This window comes from Paenibacillus sp. J22R232 (assembly GCF_056269165.1).
This window is the reverse complement of the sequence record NZ_JBWDNK010000002.1, coordinates 142,632-167,389: the sequence shown is the minus strand read 5'-3', so window position 1 is coordinate 167,389 and position 24,758 is coordinate 142,632. Positions and strand designations below refer to the sequence as shown.

The window sequence follows — 24,758 nt, the reverse complement described above, 5'->3', positions numbered from 1 at the left end:
AAAACACCTTCAAGTTGTCAATGGAAGGATCATTCTTATTCCAGGAAAAATACTTTATCGGGTGAGGCATTTAAAGTCTTATTTTAAAAAAGAAGCGCCATGTGGCGCTCCTGATAGCAAGTTCTATTACTCCGAAAATACGTCGATTTACACACTGCTGAGTCCTTCAGTTTAGTTATACTTCAACCGAGTATATATCACTTCTTGCACCCGAAAATATAATCCTTGGCGCGCTATTGTACACGATCCACCTTCCTGTAGGATCACAAATAGCATGAGGATGTGAATACTGACCAGTCATTGATGTAAAGTCTGTGCCATGTTGTGCGATGATCTCAATGTTAGGGTTTTCCTGATCGAAATAAACCCACATCAATAGACCATCCAGAATATTCCCGTCAATAATAGCTGCATTTTTACCTTGCATCGCAGAAACATGACCGTAATGCTTCGCGTCTTTAAAACTGTATTCTCTAATCGGATTACCATCCAATCCAGCCAAGCCGATGTACCATCCGCCCTCAGTCGTATTATTTTTCCATCCCACGTTGTTTATGATTCCGTGATACACGATTCCTTTTCCATCCCAGGTCCATGCGTTATGAGTCTGGAAATTCTGTTTCTCGTTTGTTTTTACTTCTGTTAAGCTCCCTTCCGATATCTTATAAATCCAGACTCTTCCATGCTCCCCTACCCTATTGCTAGGACTCGGACCTGTATCACGGCAATACATCAATAGATCAGGGTCTATGGGATTGTACATGAGATGACCTGCCTTCAATCCATCTTCTGCAAACAAAACTTCTGGTTGGCTACCTATCGGTTTAATAAATATTTGATAACTTTGTCCATCATGTTTTTCCGGATGCAGCACATTGACTAAGTACACCATGTTTTCCTCGTCTGGTGACACGGCTATAGATTCTATAAAATATTTACCATCTACACCTTCAACAATGATCTCTTCTTCCAATGTATCAATATGAACCGCTCTAATTTGTCTTCCTACAAGATAATAAGCCCACCTGCTCTTTGGTGCTAATACCGGCCCAATGGGTATGCCCCTTCCGTTTCCAAATTTATATATTTCTTCAAGGCTGCCTATACCATCTATAGGCTCTATAAGGCATGTGATATCTCCTGTCGGCAAATGAGCCTTGTATAATGCACTCTTTCCTTCTCTGACCGAAATGAATATTACATATTCACCATCGTCGGTAAAAGATTGCCCCGTATGATAGGAAGGAATTGTATTGATCATCCCTTTTGTAGTAATCTGTCTTACTTTTCTTAAGGTAACTGGGTCATTGTATAATTGCGATTCGTTCCATACCGTTCCTTTCACGCACGTATATCCTCCCTTATCATGCTTCTAAATTTTAAAAAATGCGATTTTTCCAGCCAAGCAGCTTGGCGATCGCCTCGACATAATAGTAATCGCCATAGATAAGAGATCCATCCACATACATCTCCGCCGGCTTATGTCCCGTCGCTCCATTCAAGATCGAGTCACGCGACAAATCGTATACAGATGAATACTTTTCAGTCAACGACGTTAAAATGTTAATTGCGCCATCCCGATACAAACTGCGTTCCACTTCAGGCACTGCCTCTGCCAATTCCAACAACCCGGATGCAGCGATCGCCGCTGCAGAGCTATCTCGTGGCTGTCCTTCCCTAGAAGGCAATCTGAAATCCCAATACGGGACCAGATCTTCCGGCAGATTCGACAAGAAAAAGTGGGCAACCCTCTTAGAGGCTTGTAAATAACGGGCATCTTCCGTATTCTTATAGGCATTGACAAATCCGTATAATGCCCAGCCTGTTCCGCGGCTCCATGCTGACTCTGGTCCGGCTCCTTGACCGCCAAGACCCTCTATAAATTCGCCCGATTCCGGATCGAAGCTGACGATATGGCGGGACGATCCATCTTCCCTAATAAAATGTTTCAACGCCGTATCCGCATGACGGACCGCAATATGCTTATAACGAGGGTCCCCAGTCTCCCTGCTCGCCCAGAACAACAAAGAAATATTCATCATGCAATCAATAATGGTCCATCCGTTCAAATCCCCATTCCATGCACGAATAAACTGTCCCGCTGCATTATATCGGCCAGCCAAAAAATTCGCCGCTACTATTCCCCGACGGTAAGCGTCCTTGTCATTCGTAATCGTATGCTTAATAACCGCTGTGGGTAAGAACTGAAAGCCTACATCGTGATGGATATCATCCGTAAGATTGATAAACCATGGCTCTAGAACTTCATCCCAATGCCATGCGGCCTTCTTATAATGCTCTTTCCCTGTAAGGTCATGTAAGATCCAGAGAATGCCCGGCCAAAACCCGGATGTCCACCAATCCGTCGGCATTTCATCGTATTTCCCATCTCCACCTGCGAAATGCGGCGATTTGTCACCTATGCTTTTGATCATTGCATCCACTTTTTGCTCAAGCTGCCTTCTAAACTCCATATCGAATATCAAGCCAGTTCTCCCCCTTATCCTTTAACCTTCTAACGCTTTCACTCACTCTTTAACCGAACCTACCACTAGCCCTTTTACGAAATACTTCTGCAGGAAGGGGTATACCACAATAACAGGCAGCGCACCGATGAAAATTTGAGCTGCTTTGATCGTCCTCTGAGAGAGCAAATCCATTTCTCTGGGATCGAGGCTCATCGAACTCATATCGCGTTGAATAATGACCGTTTGCAGGAAGGTTGCTAACGGATAATCCGTAGAATTCGACAAATACAACAGACCATCAAACCAGGAATTCCAATGATAGACAATGCTGAATAAAGCTAATGTCGCGATCGCTGGCAATGAAACGGGCAAGTATATACTGAACATGGTACGGAACTGACTTGCTCCGTCAATCAGCGCCGCTTCCTCTAATTCCTTGGGAACTCCCCTGAAAAAGTTTAAAAGCAGGATCGTTAGCCACACATTTACTGCATGAGGCAGCACCATAACCCAAAACGAATCCATTAATCCCATTTTTTGAATGACAATATAAGTGGGAACAAGACCGCCGGTGAAAACCATCGTAAATACAAAAATCCACGAATATATATTCCTTCCTTTAAATGCATTTTCTTCCTTGGATAGCGGATAAGCAGCCAGGAATGCTAAGAATAGGGTTAATCCCGTTCCAATTACGGTTCTTTGGATAGAAACCAGAATAGAGTTAAGAAAAACAGGATTGTTTATCGTTTTCTTATAAGCTTCAAGATTAAAATCAACTGGCCATAAAACAACCATGTTACCGTCTGCCGCCGCCTTTGAACTTAAAGAAACAGCAAGTACATGGAGTAATGGGATAATACACATAATTGCGATTGCAAGCAGCGCTGAATTATTAATAATCGTAAAGACTCTGTAAGATGCACTTTTATAGTACATTTCCCGCTTCCTCCATTCTAGAATATTCTGTAATTTGCTAATTTATCTGCCAAACGGTACGAGATAACGATTAGAATCATGCCAACAACCGACTTAAACAATCCGATGGCCGTTCCAAACCCCATCTGGCCGCTTAATATTCCCATTCTATACACGAAGGTATCGATAATATCGCCTTTTTGATATACGAGAGGATTATACAAGTTGAATATTTGATCAAAACCTGCGTTTAAAACACTGCCAAGCGACAGTACACCCACAACAACCGTAATAGGAATCATAGATGGAATCGTAATATAAATCGTCTGTTTGAAGCGATTCGCCCCATCGCAAACAGCTGCTTCGTACAAAGAAGGATTCACATTAGAAAGCGCTGCAAGAAAAACGACTGTCGCAAATCCGAACTCCTTCCAAACATCTGTTACAATGACCGTGAATCGGAACCAATTGCCATCGCCAAGGAAGAAAACGGGTTTGATGCCGAATAAATTTGTAAGCAGTTGATTCACAATGCCCCCATCGGTAGATAATATATCTGTGAGAATGCCCCCAAGAATGACCCATGACAGAAAGTGGGGAAGGTAGACGAGTGTCTGGATCGATCTTTTAAGACCTTGCTTGCGAACCTCGTTCAAAAAAACAGCGAAAGTAAACGGCGCCAGCAGATTAAAGAACATCTTCATCACCGCAATAATAAGCGTATTCCAAATGACCTGAACACTGTCTTCACGTTCAAATAAGTAAGTAAAGTTCTTAAAACCAATCCATTCTGATCCCAGAATGCCATTCCATGGTTTAAAGTCCTGAAAGGCTATAACCAAGCCAGCCATAGGTAAATAAGCAAAAATGATCAAAAAGATAAGGGAAGGTAATATCATGAGATGAAAATACCAGTATTTCTTGATGTTATGCATCACTTCGCTTCATCCTCCAGTCTTTTTCATTTAATTGGTAAGAGAGAGGGGAGTCCCACCCTTGTTGGACTCCCCCTCCGACCTAGCCTTTATTTCGTACTTTGATACCATTCGTTAACTTCTCTTGTAATATCATCCCCGCCTGAGGATTTCCAAGTTGCTACAAATTCATCAAAAGCCTCGGGACCCTTCTTGCCATATATAATTTCGTTAAAGACGGTTTCCTCAAGTTTATTTAAATAATCAAACCTTGACTTCATCGTCTCCGTTGTAGGCCCTACAAACATGTCCTTCTTCGAAATGTCTGCCTGCTCCATTAGCTTCTCAACAATATTAACAACTTCTTTGGTATAAAATTGAATGGCCTCTCTTCCGGCTTTATTGGTAGGCTCTTTGCCGCCAGCCATACCCAGCACCGAATTTACAAATAGGTCGGGAATTCTCGCTCCGTCACGTACGAGGAAATACCTCGTTGCATTTACCCCACCCCCAGGAACATCATCTCCAGTAAGTACCTTTCCATTCGCATCTAGTACATAGTCATAACCTTCAAAAGTACCATGCTGAAACTCTCCACCCGCCTGCGGATCAGCGTAATTTTCAAACATATAGTTTTGATACGTAAAGAATGCTTCTGGATTTTTCATGTTCTTATTGATAAGCGTAACATCAGTTACATAATGCGTTCCATGACGCATAGCCGTTCCGTCTGGACCTGTAGGAATATAAAGAGGCTTCCATACAGCATGCGGTACATTCTCAACGGTTGGTCTAAGAGTCGAGCCAATCATCCAAAAAGGTCCAGGGATGATCCCCGCTGTTCCTGCCACTGCTGGTTCAGGGACTTTATTCTCGTCCCACAATGCCGCTTCATTAGGAATGTAGCCCTTCTCATGCCATTCTTTTAACTTCACTAATCCATCCTTCATTCCCGAATGAATGGATCCGTATTCTAAAGAACCATCTCCAGCTTCGTTCCATTGTTTCGGAATCGTACCGTACGCCCCGAAAATCCAGGACGGATCGCCCCGCCACGTCTTCATGGAAGTCTTCCATCCAACGCTTAATGGTGTCACCTTTTCAGGAGCCAATCCATCAGGATTGTTATTCTTAAAAGCTTCCATGACGACTTCAAGCTCGTCAATCGTTTTGGGCAATTGCAAACCAAGCTTATCCAGCCAATCCTGCCTGATCCACAATAGATAATCGGAGTTATAAGCAGCATCTAGAAGAGGAATACCCATTCTTTCGCCATTACGCGAATATGCAGTCCATACGCCTGGATCTAAATTCATAGCTTTTTTCCATTTGTCATTGGCATATTGATCGAATAGGCTTCCCACTTCTCTAAACATCCCGGATTCTATCAGTTCAGATGCTAGTAGCTTATCTCTTACGGTTACAATATCGGGCATTTCTTGGCCAGAGGACATCGCCAGCCTTAGTTTCGTATTAAATGCGCCATTCGTGTCGGTGACAGACCAAAGGGTTTTCACTTCAATACCTAATTTTTCCTTTGCCCATTTTGTGGCTACATTGTTCTCAATCGTCTCACCATTCTTAAATTCAAGAGTCGGATCTACCCCCCATACAGTCGTTATCGTAACAGGCGGATCATATTTTTCCTTGTATTTTGACTCACTAACTCCTTCTTCGCCAGCAGGATCGGTAGTTTTCACTGTGTCGTTCGGCGAATTATCTTCCTTTGAAGCACAACCGATCAAACTCGCCATAATAAACAGCGCAAGCATTATAAGAAATAACTTCTTTTTAGTACCGCCTTTCATTCTAACTACCCCCAAATTTAGTATTGGTTACTCTTTCAAGTATAGGGACTGCAACTGGCTTTAACTAGGATATTAAAGCAAAGCTTTCCGAACCTTATTCAATCTATTTTTCAATATTTACGCATCCATTGCTTCATATTGTCCTTATAGCTTCCATAAAAAACGTACTTGTACTTAATGCAACTCGTTTCGTTTCGGATTATTCCCCTGATTTCACCGAAGCTACTGGAGCCGCAACTTCTTTTTTTGAATTAACGGTATAAATATTCGGTTGAGCTGTTGTTGTTATTCCAGTACCAAAAAGAACCTGGGATGAGTAGGCTGGTTATATGCAGCGTTTTGCCAAGCTACGCTTAATCGATATACCGGATCATGCATGAAAGTGTAGTTAATCCCATATTTCAACTACTGCTGGACCGCTACACGTATATTTCAAAACACGTTGCGAAAGTCGTCATAACCCTTAGCGAGCTCCGTTCCACCAAACTGTTGGACCTCAGCTCAAACTCGTCGTTCAGAAAACACTGCAGTACTTTAAGTGCAGGAGATGAGAAGAGATTACTGAATAGCTTCTCAAACGTTGGAAATACCTAATCCAATAAGCTCTCGAGTTTAGCTTTGCCTGAACATACAACGAAGTTATGAACTAATGTTGTCTTGTTACATGCTGTAGCTCGGTATACAATTGCTCCCATGTTCGATGTGGTGTTACATCGCCTCGATAGTACATGTCGGCTAAGTGCCATGCATCTGCAGCGTCGGTTTTTACTTTTCGCAGTTGCATATTTCTCTCACTGATTTTTAAATTTCCGTCACTCCCACGATGATTCCAAACCCATAGCTTCGCTTGTGATACGAGATTCCTGTCACAACCAACTCAAACATGGTCATTGGGGGAATGAGAGAACTATTTTCACGACGGGGTACACCCCAATAAAGTCCACGTTCTCTCGGCTACCGCCATCATATGACGCCTAAGAAAAAAGGCCAACCAGAAATCTCTGGTTGACCAAATAATACGAAATAAAGTCCTAGAATACCGCTGTTTGATTAATCTCACATTTCAAGTTAGGATTCCTGTAGCGAATTAATATACATGTCCAAATTTCTTCATGCACATACTTGGTATAAATATTAAAACTATTTTAGTAATCGCTTTGAAGTTCTTACAGTAGCAAACCCTTGATTCATAAGCATTTATTTTAAATCAAGGGCGTCCCCCTAAATCTTATAAGCCTTCATCGCCTTGCGAAGCTCCTTAAACGTAGGACGCTTGCCGTACATCAGTACGCCTGTGCGATAAATTTTCGCAGAAACCCATACCGATGCGTAGATCGTTACGAGCAGCAGCCCGATCGAGCCCAGCACCTGCCACATTGGCGGATCGGTCAAGCCTAATCTTAACAGCATAACGAATGGCGAGAAGAATGGAATGAACGATGAAATCTGAACCAGCATGCTGTCCGGGCTTGAGATACTGAAGATCGCGATGTAGAAACCAGCCAGCGAGAGCATCGTGATTGGCAATACCGCTTGACCCAGATCCTCGGTGCGGCTGACGATTGAACCTACCGCAGCGAACAAGGTTGCAAATAGGAAGTAACCTGTCAAATAGAACAGCACGGAGTACATCAGAAGCATCGGATCAATCTGCGACAGATCGATGTTGAACTTTTCAAGCATTTCGTTATTGTGCGGCAATTTTATGTTTATGATGATAACGAGCACATATACCGTAATTTGAATCAAGCCTACTAAAAACATGCCGACGATTTTGCCGAACATTTGCTTGAGCGGTGATACGCTCGTAATGAGCAGCTCCATTACGCGCGAGCTTTTTTCTGCCGTAATTTCAGACGCGATCATTTGACCCGTAATCATAATGGCCATGAACAATAGAATGACGATGAAGTACACAAGTCCCATGTTAACGGCTTGCTCTTCCGGCGTTTTGCCTTCGCCGAGGTTGCCTGCGCCATCCGTAGCCGAGATCTGTACCGATGCAATCTCAATCGGCGCATTTAGCAGCGCCAACTGCTCGGAGCTCAAACCTGCATCCTTTAGGACGGTTCCCTGGCGAATGACTTGCAAGCCACTTTGGATAGAGCTCGTTAGCTCGAATGCCAGCATTTTTTCGGATTTGTACGTCATTTCCGGAAAACCGCTGTCTGTCATTTTACCGAAAGCTAGATAGCCCTTAATATCTTTATCCGTAATGGCCTGCTTCAGCTGCTTCTCATTCTCGGCTTCTGAGCCCTTATCTTCATAAGGAACCAGCTTTACGCCTGGCTTCTCCTGCGCTTCGAAATAAGCTTTGAGCTTGTTGCCTGTCGCCGAGCCTTCTGATTGCGCCGATTGAACATAACCGATGCTCGTAACCTTATCGCCACTGTTGAACTGGGAGAAAATATAAGGCAGATTAATACCAATCGTAATAATGAGAGCAATAATAAGCGTTGTTACCAAAAATGCTTTGCCTCTGAATTTATTCTTTAACGTAAAGCCAACTACGGTCCAAAAACTATTCATGGCTGTCACCACCTACTGTTTTAATAAAAATTTCGTTTAATGTCGGTTCTTTTATCTCAAACCTCGAAATATTTGTTTGTTTAAGCGCATGGTGGAGAATGTCCATGCCTGCTGCTTCGCTTGCAATGCCTACCTCGTAGCCATTCTCATGACGGGTCACCTTCGTAACGCCATTTAGGCTTTCAAGCCCGGTTACTTCATTATCTGTGCTGAGAATAACGCGCTCTTTGGGAAACTGTTTTTTGATGTCTTTCAAATTGCCTTTCAGCACGACATTCGAGCGATGCAGGATCGTAATATTCCGGCATAGCTCCTCGACATGCTCCATCCGATGCGTCGAGAACAGGATACTGCTACCTGAATCCCGCAGCTCTTTGACCGTCGATTTCAACAGCTCCACGTTGACCGGATCGAGACCGCTGAAGGCTTCATCCAAAATGACGATTTTCGGTGAATGGATGACGCTTGCGATGAATCCAATCTTCTGCTGATTTCCTTTAGACAGCTCCTCCACCCGTTTGTTGTAATACTCGGGTACATCAAAGCGATCTAACCATTTCTTTAAGCTTTGATCGGCATCCTTCTTCGACATGCCCCGCAGCTGACCCAAGTAGATGAGCTGGTCGCTAATGCGCACCTTTGGATACAAGCCTCTCTCCTCCGGCAAATAACCCAAATTGCGAAGCTGCTCCTTGCTGTAAGCTTTCCCGTTGTACAGGATGTTGCCTTCGTCCGGATAAATAAGGCCAAGCACCATCCGCATCGTAGTCGTCTTGCCTGCTCCGTTCGCGCCAAGCAAGCCATAGATTTCTCCCTCGCTTACCTCGAAGCTGATTCCGTTGACGGCTGTTTTATCCCCGTATTGTTTAACGACTTTTTCTACTCTTAATGGATGCATTGTATTGTTCCTCCTCTATTAGTTCCTTCTTGTATGCAATCGGTCCTGCTGCAATAACGCGCTCATGATTTCATCAAGCTCCAGTGCCTGCCTGCTGACAATCTGATATCCTTCTGCTGCGCACCATTCCTCTGCTTCGGCCGCCTTGTTCGTCGTAATCCGGAAAGTTGTCGCTCCAGCATGCTCGACTCCGCATTGTCCGGGCAGCTCGGCTGCTTTCTTCGACGTAAGCTCCGCCCCGCTAACGAATACCGTGAACCAGCTGCTGAACAGCTCATCCTTCTCGTACATCCCAAGCACCCTGCCCTGCGCCATAAAAACGATGTAATCGGCTAGCCGCTTTACTTCTTCAATGATATGGGAAGTCATCAGAATCGTACAATCTCCTCGATCCATGTAACGGTGGAGCACCTCAATCATCGTTTTCCAGGCAAGCGGATCAAGTCCTGACGATGGTTCATCCAGAAGGAGCAGCTCCGGTCCATGCGCCAGCGCCAGCGCAAATTCAAATTTGCGCCGCATACCTTTTGACATTTTTCCTAGCATTAGATGATCCTCCACCTCAAGGATATGCAGCAGCTCCCGGTAACGGTTAATATCCCAGTCATCGTACCAGAACCGGTGAAACTCCGCTTTCGCGGCTCCAGTCATATTGTTCTCGTGGGAGGAGGATTGATCATGCAAGTATCCGATCCGTTTCTTCAGCTCTGTGTCTATTCCTTGATTGACATTGCAGCCAAGCAGCTCGATTGTTCCTTTATCCGCTTTATCCAGATCGAGCATCAGTCGGAACGTTGAGCTTTTGCCGCAACCATTTGGTCCAACAATAGCTGTAATATATCCTTTTGGAATACTCATATGAAGCGGACCAAGCTTAAAATTCGAACGGCTCTGCTCTACGCCGTCTAGTTGAATAGCCAACGCCTCGTTCATCATCATGTCCCTCCGTTATTCGTAATGTTTCGATAATGCTTCCTGGAATATCGTCTTCAACTCATCCTCCGTACACTGCACGCGCTTTGCGGCAACGATAGCCTGCTCCAATGCCTCAACGACTGCAGCAAGCCGGTGCCGGTCTCGCTCTTGATCGCCTACCTGCGCTACGTAGGTCCCCGTCCCTTGCCTCGTTCGAAGCAGGCCTTCAGCTTCCAAATCGTTATATACGCGCTTCACCGTAATGACACTGCATTTGACTGTTTGCGCAAGCTCTCGTATGGACGGAAGCAGCATCCCCTCCGCCAACTGGCCGCTGACAATTAAAGCTCTTAGTTGAACTTCAATTTGATGGTAAAGCGGCTCAGCACTTTGTTCGTTGATCTGTATCGGCAGCCGCATAAACCTCACCTTCTTCCATTCTCAATTAACTATGCCCGATAGCTGCGGCTCTCCAGTCGATTCTCAATCCGATTGATCCCAATCAATATGGCTACCACACAAACGGCAATGGCTATGATCGGCAACCACCAGCTACCGTCCTCAATTGCGTGAAGGGTAGCAGCTACCATAGTCCCGCCATTAAATGTAGTAAAGCATACGGTGACGATTAGCAGTATTGCGATATATATGAGATTGGAGAAAAAATAGGTTTTACCCGAATGACCGATTTCCCAGTATACATAGATAATGGCTATTGTAAGCGAGTAACCGAACCAAAACACAGCGTATTGAATAAAGGTGGCAACCGATAGTTCCGCTCCCATGCTTCGCACTAGTACGAACTGCAAAATAAAATAGACAAGATGGGCACAGAACAGAACGACGCTCAACTGTATAATTCGTCCAAGTGCGATTTGCCTTGATGAGATCGGCAATATGCGCCATAATACCATCTTTCTTGTATAAGAATCTTCTTTCCAGTAACGCATCATCGTTTGATTAATAACAAAGCCAAGAATGGGCAAGAAAGTAAGATATAAAAAGTCCGTCGCCCAATTCATCATCTGGTCGCTATCACCAATAAGAACGTTGTTCATCATTGGAACCGTAAATAACAATAAATATCCGACAAACAATAACGTGAATAGGCTCTTCCAGCCATCTCTCGCAAGCTCATGCTTTGCCAAATACCATGCGCCTTTCCATAATCCCACAGCACTCGCTCCTTTCATTGCTCACTCTCTATACTGTATATATCCTTATACACAGTATATTCACTGTATACACAGTTGTCAACCCTTACCATAAAAAAAAGAAACGGCTTTGCCGTCCTGCAAGAGGATGGTATCCGTTTCTCGTAGAAATAGAAGAACACTTTATCGCTTGAAACCTATAAAGCCTTATATTTTAAAAAGCCATGCAAGCGAAAGATTGCTTTATCGCATGCACAGCTTCTATGGTGTAACCTATTCATTGCTTATCCAAAAATCGCATCAATAACCGGCTTCGTATGGCCGCCTGGATACATGAGGTACAGCAGCACATAAACCATTGTCCCTGTTATCGCAGTAACAAACCAAATCATCGATGTTACCTTACCCCATTTGCGATGCTTCGCAAACTTTTTCTTATAACCAAGCGTTAGCGTCGTAATGCCGAATACGGCAGCTACCGTAGCAAGCACGATATGGAATAATAGGAAAATCAAGTAATAAGGCTTCAAGCCATCCGGCCCGCCCCATGATGTATTGCCGACGAATATCGTCCGTGACACGTACACGATGAAGAAAATCGTCGCAGATACCGCTGCGTAGAACATCACCTTTTGATGTTCTTCCAGCCTGCGTTTAATGGCAAGCCTCCAGCCTACCGCTACAAGAACGGCACTCAGCACGATGAAGAAGGTACTAATTGTCGGCATAATATTATAACTGTTCAACGTTACCCCACCTATGATTAACATAATGATTAGTACGTCCTAAGCCGTACCGGTATTCGTATTCGGCAAATCATCCTCTGTATGCTCACTTTTGAACCATTGCTTGAAAATATAGACGAGGATCACCCCGTACATGATTTCCTGTACGAACTTCATCACAATACCGCCAAGCTGTTGGTCCTCAACGACATCCATCAAATTGAAAAATTGCGGTCCGCTAAAGCTGTCCAGCAGCCTTGTCGGATCACCCGATACGCAATATCCCATCGCGGTTACCCAAACGTTGGGATCGCTATAGATTGCATACATAGACGTTTTGGCGAAAATAATAAGTGCGCACGCCGGTGTAAGCAGCATGCCGTTCGCGAATACATACGCCATCCGCTTCAAGTCGGTCAGTCTAGCCCACTCTGGAACTGGAACTGTAATCTGCCACCACATCATAAATGACGTGATTAGGAGAATCAAATAATAAAGACGATGCACGGCGAAGTGCGTCATCACATAGTCATGGACAACAGGGACATGATAAACAGAGAACAAGACATTAAATAACACAAGACACATAATCGGATGCATCATAAAGCTTAATTTCCGCCAGAATGGAGCGGAAAACATTTTGATCCACAAAAAGCTTGGTATTCCTAGCAGTACGAGCGGCGGAACAACTAAATAGGAGACAGACATATTGATCATATGAAACGTAAACATGAGATGGCCTAATAGATTAAAAGGACCACCGTGAACCAAATACAACATAACGGCAGCCGAAACAAACATCGTTTTCTGCATTGCTGTCGCAGCAGGTGCTTGCGGAGCATGCTTCTCGCGCCATGGACCGATCAAATAGAAATATAGAATGACAATGGCAGCCATTCCGAATAGAAACATCGGGGTCCACAATTCCTCGAAGCGAAAATATTGTAAGCCAAGCATCGTGGAAGCTCCTTTCAATTACGCTAGCTTTTTGAGAAAAGAGGAGGGACCCAAGCCTCGGGACCCTCCTCTCCTCCATCAAAACAATGTATTACCACCAAGCCCAATATTCAGCCATGATTACACATGTGAATACGATGAAGACGCCTGTCAGAATGCCGATAATGGCGAATGTATGACCGCGATCCTTCATATGCATCCAGAATGCCATCTGAACGAATACTTGAAGAACGGCTAAACCGATCAAAATAATGTAAATAAAATCTTTGTTGATCTCGCCGCTGATTACGGTCGCGAATGCGATAAACGTAAGCAGGACTGAGAAAATAAAGGCGATGATATGCTTCTTAGGTCCTTCGACCTTATGACGCTTGGGGCTTTCCTCTGTGGCTGTGTGATTGCTTGCCATGGAATTAAACCACCTTTCCCATCAAGTAAACGACGGTGAAAATGAACACCCATACAACGTCGATAAAGTGCCAATACATACCGGCTACATATACCTTAGGTGCGGTAACGACAGTCAAGCCTTTTCTTGCAAGCTGAATGATAATCAACGTAATCCAGCAGATACCGAACGCAACGTGCGCTCCGTGGAATCCTACAAGCGTGTAGAAGGAAGAACTGAACGCGCTTGTCGTAAAGCCATGGCCTTCATGCACGTAATGCACGAACTCATAAATCTCCAGTCCAAGAAAGGCTGCGCCTAGCACTACGGTAATAATGAGCCAGTTAATGAGCGCCTTCACTCTATTCGTATGCAAAGCATGAACTGCGAATACGCTCGTTAAGCTGGAAGTCAGCAACAGGGCTGTTGCAAGCGCAACTAGCGGAAGCTGAAACAGCTCATGTGCTGGCGGGCCGTCAAGCACTTGGTGGCGGAGTGCAAGAAACGCTGAGAACAGCGTTCCGAACAATACCGTTTCCCCACCAAGGAAAAGCCAGAAACCTAATACTTTATTGCGTCCCTCGAGGGTCGCCTTTTCGGGCTCATGAGGCAATTGCCCCTCTACATGCGAATGCGCGCTCATGCTTTCCCCCCCAAATCTCTAAGGATTTCTTCTTCTTCAATGTGGAAGCCGTGATCATCGATTACTGAACGAAGGAACATGCAGCCAAACACGATCAGCAAACCGACAATTCCTACTGCGTAGCCTGTTTTGAATGATCCGAACAGGTTGCCCCAGTCGTGGGAGTACATGAAACCAAGTCCTGCAATAAACAATCCCAGACCCATGAAGAATGGCAGGATCGAAGGCGATGGCATATGGATCGGACCAATTGGTTCCGCAGGCGTCATGCCTTTATGTCCATCTGTTTTTTCTTTCCAATAAGCATCGTAACCGCGTACTAGCGGAGTTTGCGCAAAGTTGTATTCTGGCGGCGGGGACGGAATCGTCCACTCAAGCGTACGGCCATCTTCCCACGGATCTGCTGGTGCGTTTTGCGGCTTGAAGGCCGTAATGACAACGTTAAGCAGGAAGAAGATTGTACCGAAGCCCATCAAGAATGCGCCGACTGTACTGATCATATTCATTTCATTAAAGCCGAGACCGTCCAGGTATGTCCAAATACGACGAGGCATACCGAGCAATCCAAGGAAATGCTGAATGAAGAATGTTAAATGGAAACCGATAAAGAATGTCCAGAACGTCAGCTTGCCAAGTGCTTCGTTAAGCACGCGTCCGAACATTTTTGGCCACCAGTAGTGAAGGCCAGAGAAAATACCGAGAATCAAGCCGCCTACGATAACGTAGTGGAAATGCGCTACGACAAAGTACGAGTCATGATACTGGAAGTCAGCAGGCGCTGCCGCAAGCATAACGCCCGTAACGCCACCCATTACGAAGGTTGGGATGAAACCGACCGCGAACAAATTCGCTGAAGTGAATTTGATCGAGCCCCCCCACATCGTAAACAGCCAGTTGAAAATTTTGATACCTGTCGGTACCGCGATTAGCATTGTTGCAATGGAGAACAGCGCATTCGCAACCGGTCCAAGACCTACTGTGAACATGTGATGCGCCCAAACCATGAAGCCCAAGAAGCCGATCAGGATTGTAGCGAACACCATCGAGCTGTAACCGAACAAACGCTTGCGTGAGAATGTGCTTATTACCTCGGAAATAACGCCGAAGGCCGGCAGGATGAGGATATAAACCTCAGGATGCCCGAATATCCAGAAAATATGCTCCCAGAGAACTGCGTTACCGCCGCCAGAAGGATCAAAGAAGTTTGCGTCGAACAATCTGTCGAACATCAATGCCGCAAGACCGACTGCAAGAGCCGGGAATGCGAACAGGATAAGCGCGGACGTGATGAATGCCGTCCAAGTAAACATCGGCATCCGCATAAATGTCATGCCTGGAGCACGCATGTTAATAATCGTTACTAGGAAGTTAATCCCCCCGATAAGCGTACCGATACCGGCAATCTGCAAACCGAGTACATAATAATCGACGCCATGGTCGCCGCTGTAGGTGGTGCCCGCAAGCGGAGCATAGGATGTCCAGCCCGCATCTGGAGCGCCGCCAGTGAACCAGCTTACGTTAAGCAGCACGCCGCCGAACAAAAATGTCCAGAAGCCAAGCGAGTTAACGAAAGGGAACGCAACGTCGCGCGCGCCGATCTGAAGCGGTACGACCGCGTTCATTAAGGCGAACAAGAGCGGCATGGCCGCGAGGAAGATCATTGTCGTACCGTGCATCGTAAGCAGCTCGTTGTATGTATCCGCGCTAACGAAGTTATTAAGCGGCTTCCATAATTGAACCCGGATCAAGATCGCTTCCAAACCGCCGACAAGGAAGAAAAAACCGCCAGCGATCATATACAATATTCCGATTTTTTTATGGTCAACCGTTGTCAGCCAGTCCATCAGACCGCTGTAACGCTTGACCGTATGCGTATGCGCATGAGCCAAAGTAGGTACCTCCTTCAATCACCGATAAATTATTGTTCGTAGTTAAGCTTCAGTTCTGATAAATATTTAGCAATACCTTCAAGTTCTTGCTCAGTTAGATCAATTTTACCCATTTGGTTACCCGGTTTAACCTCATCCGGATTTTCGATCCAACGGTGCAGGTTGTCATATACTGAACCTTCATTGGAATATTGCGGATCATCGGTGTTGACAAGGATACCTCCGACAGTCTCACGGCTACCTATACCTGTTAGGTTAGGATATGCCGGTCCGCCAAGGTCGCCAACTGCGTGGCATGACAGACATTTGCTTTCAAAAGCTTTAGCGATTTCAGGGTCGCTTGGCAAAGCTACAGGTTCTTGAAGCGCTGCAACCCAGCGGTCAAAGGAGGACTCGTCCACCGATTTGACCTTAAAGTCCATCAATCCGTGGGAAGGTCCGCAAAGCTCGGCGCATTTCCCTAAGTAAACGCCTTCTTTTGGCGCCGAGAAGTACATCGCATTTACGTTAGCACCTGGGTTTGTATCGATTTTACCAGCAAGCGACGGAATCCAGAACGAGTGAAGCACGTCTGCGGATTTCGCTTTAACCGAAATCGTTTTCCCTTTTGGAATGATAAGCTCCTGCGCTGTTTTAATACCGTAATCAGGGTATTCGAATTCCCACCAGTATTGGTGCGAAGTGACGATAACCTGAACCGCTTCCGGATCTTTACTGTAATCTTTGGCAAGGTTAAATACGGATTGTACAGTCGGTACACCCAAAATGATAAGCATGATGATCGGAATGACTGTCCAGATGATCTCAAGCTTATGATTCCCTTCCACTTGCTTAGGAATCGTGTTGTCTCCCCGACGTCTGCGAAACCGAATAATAACATACAAGGAAATCCCGAATACGGCAACAATCACGATTAACATGATTCCAATTGCCAGCTTCATTAGTCCGAATTGCTCTTCCGCTACAGGTCCCTGAGGATTCAGCGTCGACAAATCGCTCCGCCCGCAAGCCGCTAGCACCAATACCATCATGGCCATAAGCGGCGCAAGCCGTTTTACAAATCGCCACCGTTTCATCATTAATCAACCCCACTTTTGACGTTTTCGCAGCTGCCTGATTTTCACGTGGCATGCGGCTGGCTGCGTGTTTCACAGATGTTATTACAACTCCTGCAACTTAAATCACTTTATTAAATATAAAGTTGAAGCCCCTATTTGTCAATGTTCCACAGAGAGTTCACAAATTGTTCTCAAAGCTGTCAAAAACGCATCAATTCAACGTTTTTTCACCTACTTTATCGTTGTGTTCCACCCATCTGCATGGCATTCTCTCTATCCTACATTGTGCACCAAACCCATGGTCAATTATGTATGCTTCCGCAAACGTATATTTACGCTCCCTCGGCAAAAGCTAATGCTATTATCGTATGAATGGGGGTCCACTTGAAATGGTGAAAAGAATAGCCTCATTATTACTGTCCGCCGTACTCTTGGCGGCTGCGACAGGCTGCAACTACGAAGAGCTTGCCCAGCATAGCGACACCGATTACGGAAGCCGCCAAGCAGGCGATCCGAAAATGCTGAGCGGGAGAGCTTACGGCCCGGTGTCCGGGAACAAGCATCAGCATGATAATTCCTTTTTCGAATACAGCTCCGTCATTTCGCGAAAAGTTACTGATCTTAACGGCATCGCCTCCGCAATCGTTATGCTGACCGATAAAAACGCATACGTTGGCCTCATGCTGGACTGGACAGCAGTTGGCACGCGCAATTCAGGCGGCAGAAGCGAGCAGGACAACACCGGTACCAATGAAGGGGTCTATAACCATGATACCGGCAGTCCATCCGGCAACAGCCGTGCGCTTGTGTCCCCGTACAATTCTTATTTCTCGGTGAATGATATTAACAACCTGTCCGCTGAGCTTAAGCAGACCGTTGCGCTCCGGGTACGCGAGCTTGCGCCCGCCGTGCAGGAGGTTCATATTTCCGCGAATATGGAGTTCATGAATTATTTCAATGAGTTTGCCAAAGAAGCATGGGGCGGAAGGTCGCTAATGCCTTGGATCGATCAATTCAATACGGTCGTGAAATACCATTTTGCAGGCGGAAAAGAAATGCCGGCTCCGATTACGCAGCCCGGCACGTACAGTCCATCCGAGTCACAAATGGATCAATAAAAAAATCTCTTCTATTATATATAGCAAAAAAGGCTCTTCTGGCGAAGAGCCTTTTTTGCTATATATAATCAGCGTATCCACTTATCAAATTAACGAGCTGGCGCGAAGTCTTTTACCTCTGCCAGAATGTGCTCGACCTGCGCAAGCAGCTCATCGGTCAATGCAAGATCAACCGCTTTTATATTTTCCTCAATTTGCGCTGGACGGCTGGAGCCGATTATCGCCGAGCTGATGTTAGGCTGGCGAAGCACCCATGCGAGCGCAAGCTGGGATAAAGTAGCATCTACCGTTCCGGCTAGCTGCTCCAGCTTCTGCGTAACCTCAAGCACATCCTCGCGCAGGTAGCTGTTAATGACGCCATTCGTCTTTTCATTGGCGGCACGGCTGCCCGCCGGTGCAGTTTGTCCAGGTTTATATTTGCCGGTCAACACGCCTTGGGCTAGCGGAGAGAAGACGACCTGCCCCATGCCTGCTTGCTCGCTGGCTTGTACAACACCTTGCTCAATATAACGCTCGAACATATTGTATATAGGCTGATTAGAGATCAAAGGACGAAGGCCAAGCTCTTTCGTTATCCGCGATGCATCCGTAATTTGACCTGCTGACCACTCACTGATGCCTGCATATATAATTTTGCCCTGCGCCGTCAAATCATCAAGCGCGCGCAGCGTTTCTTCAACCGGTGTGTCTGAATCAAAGCGATGGCATTGATACAGATCGATATAATCGGTACCCAATCTCTTCAAGCTCGCCTCGCATTGCTCCATGATATGTTTTCTGGACAAGCCCCGATCATTCGGTCCAGACCCCATCGGAAAAAACAGCTTTGTAGCAAGCACATAGCTGCTGCGCGTATAGTTTTTCAAAGCAGCGCCCATTACCTTTTCGGCTTCACCGTTATTGTAAGCGTTAGCAGTATCGAAAAAATTAATGCCAAGCTCGTATGCTTTATGAATGCAAGCCTGTGCGGTTTCCGCTTCTGTCGCCGTTCCGTAAGTCAACCAGCTGCCTAGTCCAAGCTCGCTCACTTTAAGACCGCTATTGCCAAGCTTTCTATATTTCATCGCTAACACTCCTCTTCTACTCTTCCAGTCACTCACAAGTAGTAGTCTATAGCAGATTGTGTTTTAATGTAAGTAGTGAATGTTTTTTCATTTTATTATCTTTAGTATATATACTATACTTGTTTTTAGTAATGAGCGAAAAGGGGTATGAGGTTATGAGCGTACACAATTACATCCCGAAAGAGCCGGTAAGCATTGAATGCAATATCGAGAAAACGTTGGATGTTATCGGAGGCAAGTGGGCATTTCTTGTGCTGAGGGAGTTGTTTTGCGGGACCAAACGTTTCGGAGAAATCCAAAAGCTTATTCCAGCCGTAAGCCCTCGCGCCCTGACAAGCACGCTTCGCCATTTAGAGGACAAAGGCGTGCTTGAGCGCAAGGTTTTTCCTACGGTACCTGTCACTGTTGAATATACGTTAACGCCCAAAGGCGAGGATCTCCACCACATCCTGAAAGAAATGAAGCTGTGGTCGGCTAGATGGACGTAGCCTACCGTTTTAAGGCTTGGTCTGAAAGCGTTTTAACGCTCGTTTGAAACCGGTCAATTGCCGTTTGGTATACGCGCCGATCACTTTCATTCCGAGACAAGCGTTCAAGGCGGAGCAGCTCCGCCTCGAATTGCTCCACTAGCATCGCTACTCGCTCCCTCGGCTTGGATGAAGGGCTTGCCGGCTGCTTGCCCTCATCCCCCGTCTGAAGAAACAGCTCATCGTTGCTGTCAATCTGCGCCAGGAAAATATCCTTTTCCTGAAGATTTCTTTTCTTCAGCTCATGAAGCAGCCATTGCCGGTCATGTCCCAGCTGCTCCAGAATTTCATCCTGAATATCTCCATCCATCATAACCGTCTGCGTTTCCTGCTCATGGGCTACTTTCCAGCCAAGAAGATCCGGCGTAATGGGCTGATATTCCTTCTTTAGCAGCACATTGACCTCGCCGCTCGACTCCATGACGGCAAACTCTACGTCTGCAACGCGATAGACATCCTTCTTCCGCAGCTGCTCGAGCATTTCATCTATGGTCAGCCGTTCCTTGTGCAAATTCTTTTTGAGCATTTGGCCATCCTTAATGAGTACGGTTCCTTTGCCATCGACAAAATCACGGATCCGTTTGCTTTTCATTGTCACGAACTCCATCGCAACCGAGACGCTTACCCATACAGCTAGAGATACCATGCCCAAATACCATAAATTATCGAGATCAAGCGACACATACGCGGCTATGTTGCCAATAGATATGCCCGTTATGTACTCGAACAACGATAGCTGCGATATTTGGCGCTTCCCGAGCGCCTTAGTCAGCGCAAATAAGATGACGATGGCAGCCAATGTACGAATTACGATCTCCAACCAATTTGGCATGTCTATTCCCCCCTTCCAATCCTAGAGTGTCCAGAATAGCCAAAGTCATTCGTTTTTCAACTAACAGTTGCATTTTATGATTCGATGTAGTAAGATATAAAGAATGTATAATATTTAACCCCAGCAAATCCCCAGTAAGATTCAATGTTTTCCTCAGATTTTGATTTCTTTGCTGTTAATCCCAAACCTGTTTCGTGATGTATTTCTGATTCACACTGGCGCGGTCACTGGAGCCGCGAGGACGGAAGAGAGGTAGGGCTTTCGTTGTTTTAGGATACGAGTTTTAGACAACTTGGTACACATGCTGTTTGCTGTTAACAAGGGGATTCCATACGGCCTTTCATGCTAGCAAAGGTCCGGTTAAATATACGATACAACCAAGGGCTGTCCGGCTGGCGCATTTATGCGTCAGCTGGACAGCCCTATCCAATTTCCAAGCCTTTATTCGTTCGGACAGCCGCTTGCCGCCAAATGGCCCGATCGGTTTATTTTGGTATCCAAATAACGCTCGTTATGCTCGGACCGGTCTCCCCACAGCGGAATCCGATCTATCACATCCAGTCCTGCAGCCTGCAGGGCATCCAACTTTTTCGGGTTATTCGTTATAAGCGCAACAGGCTTGGCACGCAATGCCTTCAGCACGCGAATCGCGTCCCCATAGTTTCTCGCATCATCCGCAAAGCCAAGCTCTACATTCGCTTCTACCGTATCGTAGCCTTGCTCTTGCAGCAAATACGCCATCGCCTTGCTAAACAAACCGATTCCTCTGCCCTCATGGTTGGCCAAATAAAACAAAGCACCTGCGCCTTTCTCCGCAATCATGCGCATCGACTCATGCAGCTGATAACCGCAATCGCAGCGCTTGCTCCCAAATATGTCACCCGTATGGCAAATGCTGTGCATGCGGATCCAAGCTTCCTCGGCTTGTTCGAAATCGCCGTACACAAGCACGCTTGATTGCTGCATCTCAGCAAGATTGCTGGCAGAGAGCTTCTGCACGATTTGCTCCAGATCATCGAGCTTTTCTTTGCAATTCAGCCAGCAATACCAATTGAATAACGCCTCCCCTTCACCCAGCTTGACTGGCAGCTGGATCGGACCCACCAAATAAATGATACCTTTTCCGCTCTCAATGACTTTTATTTTATGATCCACGATGGATACTGCTTCTGTTTGCATGTCGATGTGCTCCTGACCTGTTTATAATAGTTGTTTGGACTATTATGTTCGGCAGGGATGCCGGCTATGCTAAGCTGCGTAACCTCATTAACGGATCATCTTACCGCACTGGCACCGCTCCAGTGATCCCGTTTAATGGCCTGCCGCTATCCATTTCACCATCTCATCGAGATGCTTCTCCAGTGTAATCGGATTATAGTGTTTTCCATAGATATATTTGGGCAGGAGCTATTCCTCGTATATCATCTTTCTAGTCATTCCGCCATCGACAGTGATATGCGTACCTGTTACGAAATCATTATGAGGATCAGTCAAATACAGACATGCGCGCGCAATATCCTCCGGCCTTCCTACGCGCTGAGACGGGTGCTGCTTATGATCCTCCCCGCGCAGCTTGCCGTAATCACCGTTTTCTATCCAGCCGGGACAAATCGCGTTAACGGTGATCCGGTCTGGCCCTAGCGATACAGCCATTGCATGCGTAAGCGACAATATGCCTCCCTTTGATGCGGCGTAGGCTTCGGAATTCGGCTCTGACATCATGGCCCTCGTGGAGGAAATGTTGACGATCGCCCCGCCGCCGGTAGTACGCATAAGCTTCGCCGCTTCCCGAGAGCATACAAACGTCCCGCGCAAATTCGTATTTACAACGCTGTCCCACTCCTCGATATCCAGCTCATAGGGTGATTTCCATATGCCAAAACCTGCATTATTAATGAGAATGTCCAATCTGCCTACTAATGTCTCCACGTCCTTCAGCAGTTTCGCAATTTCCACGGGCCTGCTCATATCCGCTTGGATGGATAAAGAATGATAACCGGCTTCCTCCAGCAGCAAGCCTGTTTTTTCGAGCCCCTCTTCATCTCGATCCGCGAGTATAGGCAGCGCTCCCTGCTCTGCGTAAGCTAGCGCCAGCGCTCGGCCGATGCCTGCGCCTGCACCCGTTATTAGTACATGTTTACCCTCGTAGTTTAATGTCATTGAAAGTCCTCCTCCTTCATTTCTTGCTTTTGATAAGAGTGTAAATCAAATCATCCAAGAATGGAAATCGTAGGCTGCTAGCGATGGGCAATATACCTGTCGTTCATGGTACCTTGCGCATGTAAAGACAATAGAAACGACTTATGTGCCGATGCTTATCATTTGTTGCAAAACGGTGACGAATCGTCAGACTATTTAAACAAAAATCGAAAAAACGTATTATTTGCCCTTGCCATCCATTTCAAAAAAGAATATGATAAAAGCAAGAAAAGGTTGTGAATGTTTTCACATTGTATCGGTGGTTGTGAAATAATTCACGTTGTAAAGGGCAACTGCATCGCAGCATGGCTCTTACACCTACAAATAGGAGGCGTTTTTTATGACAATGAACATAGCAGTAATTGGATGCACTCACGCAGGTACCGCCGCGATTACCCAAATGGCTAAGCTATACCCTGAAGCCCGCATTACCGTATATGAACGGAACGATAATATCTCGTTTCTATCGTGCGGAATCGCCCTTCATGTCGGCGGTGTCGTGAAGGACGCAGAACAGCTGTTCTATGCATCGCCCGACCAGCTTGCTAAGCTTGGCGTTATTACAAAGATGCGTCACGATGTGCTTGCTATCGACACGGATACAAAAGAAATTCAAATCCGCAACCTCGTCACTAGCGAGGTATTCACGGATAGCTACGACAAACTAGTCGTAACGACCGGCTCGTGGCCGATCATTCCGCAGATGGAAGGCATTGAGCTCGAAAATATCGTATTATGCAAAAACTACAGCCACTCGCAAACCATTATCGAAAAAGCTAAAACCGCCAATCGGATTGCCGTCATTGGAGCTGGCTACATCGGCATAGAGCTCGTTGAAGCGTTTGAGCAGCTCGGCAAGCAGGTCACCCTGTTTGACAATATGGAGCGCATTCTCTATAAATATTTGGACCGCGAGTTTACCGACCTGACTGAAACGGCACTCGTCGATAAAGGCATTACCATTGCAACTGGCCAGACCGTTACTTCGTTCGAGGGTACTGCTGGGCATGTAACTACCGTCGTAACGGATGCTGGCAGATACGAAGCCGATTTGGTCGTCCTTTGCATCGGATTCCGTCCGAACACCGAGTTGTTGAAAGGTCAAGTCGATATGCTGCCGAACGGAGCCATCATCGTCGACGATTACATGAGAACGAGCAAGCCGGACGTATTCGCAGCCGGTGACAGCTGCGCCGTTCATTATAATCCGACTGGACAGAATGCCTATATCCCGCTTGCTACCAACGCTGTCCGTATGGGAACGCTCGTTGCTCGCAATTTGATGCAGCCAACCGTGCGCTATCTCGGAACGCAAGGCACATCGGGTATCAAAATCTACGATTACAATATCGCTTCGACCGGCATGACTGAAGTGGCTGCCCTTGCCGCCGGCATGAATGTGAAAAAAGTCACAATCATTGACAACTATCGCCCTGAGTTTATGCCCACCTATGAGCAGTTTACGCTGAAGGTTGTATACGAGGCAGATAGCGGCCGAATCGTCGGCGCACAGGTGCTGTCGAAGATCGATCTTACGCAGTCGATCAATACACTCTCGGTTTGCATCCAGAACAACATGACGATGGATGAACTAAGCTTCGTGGATTTCTTCTTCCAGCCGCACTACAATAAGCCATGGAATCTCCTCAACCAAGCAGGACTGCAAGCTGTATAAAACAGGCAAGAGAGCAGCGCATCCGTCTTTCCAGACGGGCGCTGCTCTCTCTTTCGGTCATCTTATAGCCAATGTTGTC

Annotated in this window: 24 protein-coding genes and 1 pseudogene; 3 read left to right on the top strand and 22 right to left on the bottom strand. The window is 46.1% G+C overall.

The genetic code is table 11. The annotated features are described in order from the left end of the window. Window positions 1–175 precede the first annotated feature (175 nt). The 18 genes and pseudogenes from AC0YN3_RS07185 to coxB all read right to left on the bottom strand — a co-directional run bounded on the left by AC0YN3_RS07185 (window position 176) and on the right by coxB (window position 17,285). On the bottom strand, window positions 176–1,345 hold the full coding sequence (locus AC0YN3_RS07185) for a TolB-like translocation protein (RefSeq protein WP_475774434.1): 1,170 nt from the start codon (window positions 1,343–1,345) through the stop codon (window positions 176–178). A gap of 34 nt (window positions 1,346–1,379) precedes the next feature. After that, window positions 1,380–2,474 (bottom strand): glycoside hydrolase family 88 protein, encoded by a 1,095-nt coding sequence (locus AC0YN3_RS07180; protein ID WP_475775095.1) that lies wholly within the window; start codon window positions 2,472–2,474, stop codon window positions 1,380–1,382. Window positions 2,475–2,528: 54 nt separating this feature from the next. Next, the gene (locus tag AC0YN3_RS07175; protein ID WP_475774433.1) at window positions 2,529–3,407 is read right to left on the bottom strand and encodes a carbohydrate ABC transporter permease; all 879 of its coding nucleotides are present in this window, start codon (window positions 3,405–3,407) and stop codon (window positions 2,529–2,531) included. Window positions 3,408–3,424: 17 nt separating this feature from the next. Next, window positions 3,425–4,321 carry an ABC transporter permease gene (locus tag AC0YN3_RS07170; protein WP_475775094.1) on the bottom strand — a complete coding sequence of 299 codons (897 nt, stop codon included), beginning with the start codon at window positions 4,319–4,321 and terminating at the stop codon, window positions 3,425–3,427. An 89-nt stretch (window positions 4,322–4,410) separates the two neighbouring features. Continuing rightward, the gene (locus AC0YN3_RS07165) at window positions 4,411–6,108 is read right to left on the bottom strand and encodes a type 2 periplasmic-binding domain-containing protein (RefSeq protein ID WP_475774432.1); all 1,698 of its coding nucleotides are present in this window, start codon (window positions 6,106–6,108) and stop codon (window positions 4,411–4,413) included. A gap of 199 nt (window positions 6,109–6,307) precedes the next feature. Then, window positions 6,308–6,495, bottom strand: a pseudogene (locus AC0YN3_RS07160) (rhamnogalacturonan lyase family protein); the annotation flags it as partial. A gap of 259 nt (window positions 6,496–6,754) precedes the next feature. After that, window positions 6,755–6,838, bottom strand: a complete 84-nt coding sequence (locus tag AC0YN3_RS07155; protein ID WP_475775093.1) for a hypothetical protein — start codon at window positions 6,836–6,838, stop codon at window positions 6,755–6,757. A gap of 491 nt (window positions 6,839–7,329) precedes the next feature. After that, window positions 7,330–8,637: an ABC transporter permease gene (locus tag AC0YN3_RS07150; RefSeq protein ID WP_475774431.1), complete on the bottom strand. Its 1,308-nt coding sequence runs from the start codon at window positions 8,635–8,637 to the stop codon at window positions 7,330–7,332. Then, complete coding sequence (locus AC0YN3_RS07145) at window positions 8,630–9,535, bottom strand: ABC transporter ATP-binding protein (protein ID WP_475774430.1); 906 nt, start codon at window positions 9,533–9,535, stop codon at window positions 8,630–8,632. The genes AC0YN3_RS07150 and AC0YN3_RS07145 overlap by 8 nt, the downstream gene beginning before the upstream one ends. A gap of 18 nt (window positions 9,536–9,553) precedes the next feature. Then, window positions 9,554–10,474 (bottom strand): ABC transporter ATP-binding protein, encoded by a 921-nt coding sequence (locus AC0YN3_RS07140; RefSeq protein ID WP_475774429.1) that lies wholly within the window; start codon window positions 10,472–10,474, stop codon window positions 9,554–9,556. A 9-nt stretch (window positions 10,475–10,483) separates the two neighbouring features. Further along, window positions 10,484–10,870, bottom strand: coding sequence for a GntR family transcriptional regulator (locus AC0YN3_RS07135; RefSeq protein ID WP_475774428.1), 387 nt, complete (start codon window positions 10,868–10,870; stop codon window positions 10,484–10,486). A gap of 29 nt (window positions 10,871–10,899) precedes the next feature. Beyond that, window positions 10,900–11,625: a hypothetical protein gene (locus tag AC0YN3_RS07130; protein WP_475774427.1), complete on the bottom strand. Its 726-nt coding sequence runs from the start codon at window positions 11,623–11,625 to the stop codon at window positions 10,900–10,902. Window positions 11,626–11,888: 263 nt separating this feature from the next. Next, window positions 11,889–12,374, bottom strand: coding sequence for a DUF420 domain-containing protein (locus AC0YN3_RS07125; RefSeq protein ID WP_475774426.1), 486 nt, complete (start codon window positions 12,372–12,374; stop codon window positions 11,889–11,891). Between the two features lie 15 nt (window positions 12,375–12,389). Beyond that, window positions 12,390–13,286 carry a cytochrome c oxidase assembly factor CtaG gene (gene ctaG, locus AC0YN3_RS07120; protein ID WP_475774425.1) on the bottom strand — a complete coding sequence of 299 codons (897 nt, stop codon included), beginning with the start codon at window positions 13,284–13,286 and terminating at the stop codon, window positions 12,390–12,392. A 91-nt stretch (window positions 13,287–13,377) separates the two neighbouring features. Then, window positions 13,378–13,695, bottom strand: coding sequence for a cytochrome C oxidase subunit IV family protein (locus AC0YN3_RS07115; protein WP_139994795.1), 318 nt, complete (start codon window positions 13,693–13,695; stop codon window positions 13,378–13,380). A 4-nt stretch (window positions 13,696–13,699) separates the two neighbouring features. Further along, window positions 13,700–14,317 (bottom strand): cytochrome (ubi)quinol oxidase subunit III, encoded by a 618-nt coding sequence (locus tag AC0YN3_RS07110; protein ID WP_183569506.1) that lies wholly within the window; start codon window positions 14,315–14,317, stop codon window positions 13,700–13,702. Then, window positions 14,314–16,161 carry a cytochrome c oxidase subunit I gene (gene ctaD, locus AC0YN3_RS07105; RefSeq protein ID WP_475775092.1) on the bottom strand — a complete coding sequence of 616 codons (1,848 nt, stop codon included), beginning with the start codon at window positions 16,159–16,161 and terminating at the stop codon, window positions 14,314–14,316. The genes AC0YN3_RS07110 and ctaD overlap by 4 nt, the downstream gene beginning before the upstream one ends. Window positions 16,162–16,235: 74 nt before the next feature. Continuing rightward, window positions 16,236–17,285, bottom strand: a complete 1,050-nt coding sequence (coxB, locus tag AC0YN3_RS07100; protein WP_475774424.1) for a cytochrome c oxidase subunit II — start codon at window positions 17,283–17,285, stop codon at window positions 16,236–16,238. 368 nt (window positions 17,286–17,653) lie between these two features. Here coxB and AC0YN3_RS07095 point away from each other — a divergent pair, with 368 nt between their 5' ends. Then, window positions 17,654–18,382: a hypothetical protein gene (locus tag AC0YN3_RS07095; protein ID WP_475774423.1), complete on the top strand. Its 729-nt coding sequence runs from the start codon at window positions 17,654–17,656 to the stop codon at window positions 18,380–18,382. Window positions 18,383–18,471: 89 nt separating this feature from the next. On the opposite strand, the gene AC0YN3_RS07090 is transcribed toward AC0YN3_RS07095, so the two are convergent. After that, window positions 18,472–19,446 (bottom strand): aldo/keto reductase family protein, encoded by a 975-nt coding sequence (locus tag AC0YN3_RS07090; protein WP_475774422.1) that lies wholly within the window; start codon window positions 19,444–19,446, stop codon window positions 18,472–18,474. Window positions 19,447–19,601: 155 nt separating this feature from the next. Here AC0YN3_RS07090 and AC0YN3_RS07085 point away from each other — a divergent pair, with 155 nt between their 5' ends. Further along, window positions 19,602–19,934: a winged helix-turn-helix transcriptional regulator gene (locus AC0YN3_RS07085; protein ID WP_183569498.1), complete on the top strand. Its 333-nt coding sequence runs from the start codon at window positions 19,602–19,604 to the stop codon at window positions 19,932–19,934. Window position 19,935: 1 nt separating this feature from the next. Here the strand turns inward: AC0YN3_RS07085 and AC0YN3_RS07080 are convergent, their stop codons facing one another. From AC0YN3_RS07080 to AC0YN3_RS07070, 3 genes are all read right to left on the bottom strand, one after another. After that, complete coding sequence (locus AC0YN3_RS07080; protein ID WP_475774421.1) at window positions 19,936–20,805, bottom strand: DUF421 domain-containing protein; 870 nt, start codon at window positions 20,803–20,805, stop codon at window positions 19,936–19,938. Between the two features lie 441 nt (window positions 20,806–21,246). Next, complete coding sequence (locus AC0YN3_RS07075; RefSeq protein ID WP_475774420.1) at window positions 21,247–21,984, bottom strand: GTP cyclohydrolase II; 738 nt, start codon at window positions 21,982–21,984, stop codon at window positions 21,247–21,249. A 228-nt stretch (window positions 21,985–22,212) separates the two neighbouring features. Beyond that, window positions 22,213–22,965 carry an SDR family NAD(P)-dependent oxidoreductase gene (locus tag AC0YN3_RS07070; RefSeq protein WP_475774419.1) on the bottom strand — a complete coding sequence of 251 codons (753 nt, stop codon included), beginning with the start codon at window positions 22,963–22,965 and terminating at the stop codon, window positions 22,213–22,215. Window positions 22,966–23,350: 385 nt separating this feature from the next. On the opposite strand from AC0YN3_RS07070, the gene AC0YN3_RS07065 reads away from it, so the two are divergent. Further along, window positions 23,351–24,679 carry an FAD-dependent oxidoreductase gene (locus AC0YN3_RS07065; RefSeq protein ID WP_475775091.1) on the top strand — a complete coding sequence of 443 codons (1,329 nt, stop codon included), beginning with the start codon at window positions 23,351–23,353 and terminating at the stop codon, window positions 24,677–24,679. Window positions 24,680–24,758 lie beyond the last annotated feature (79 nt).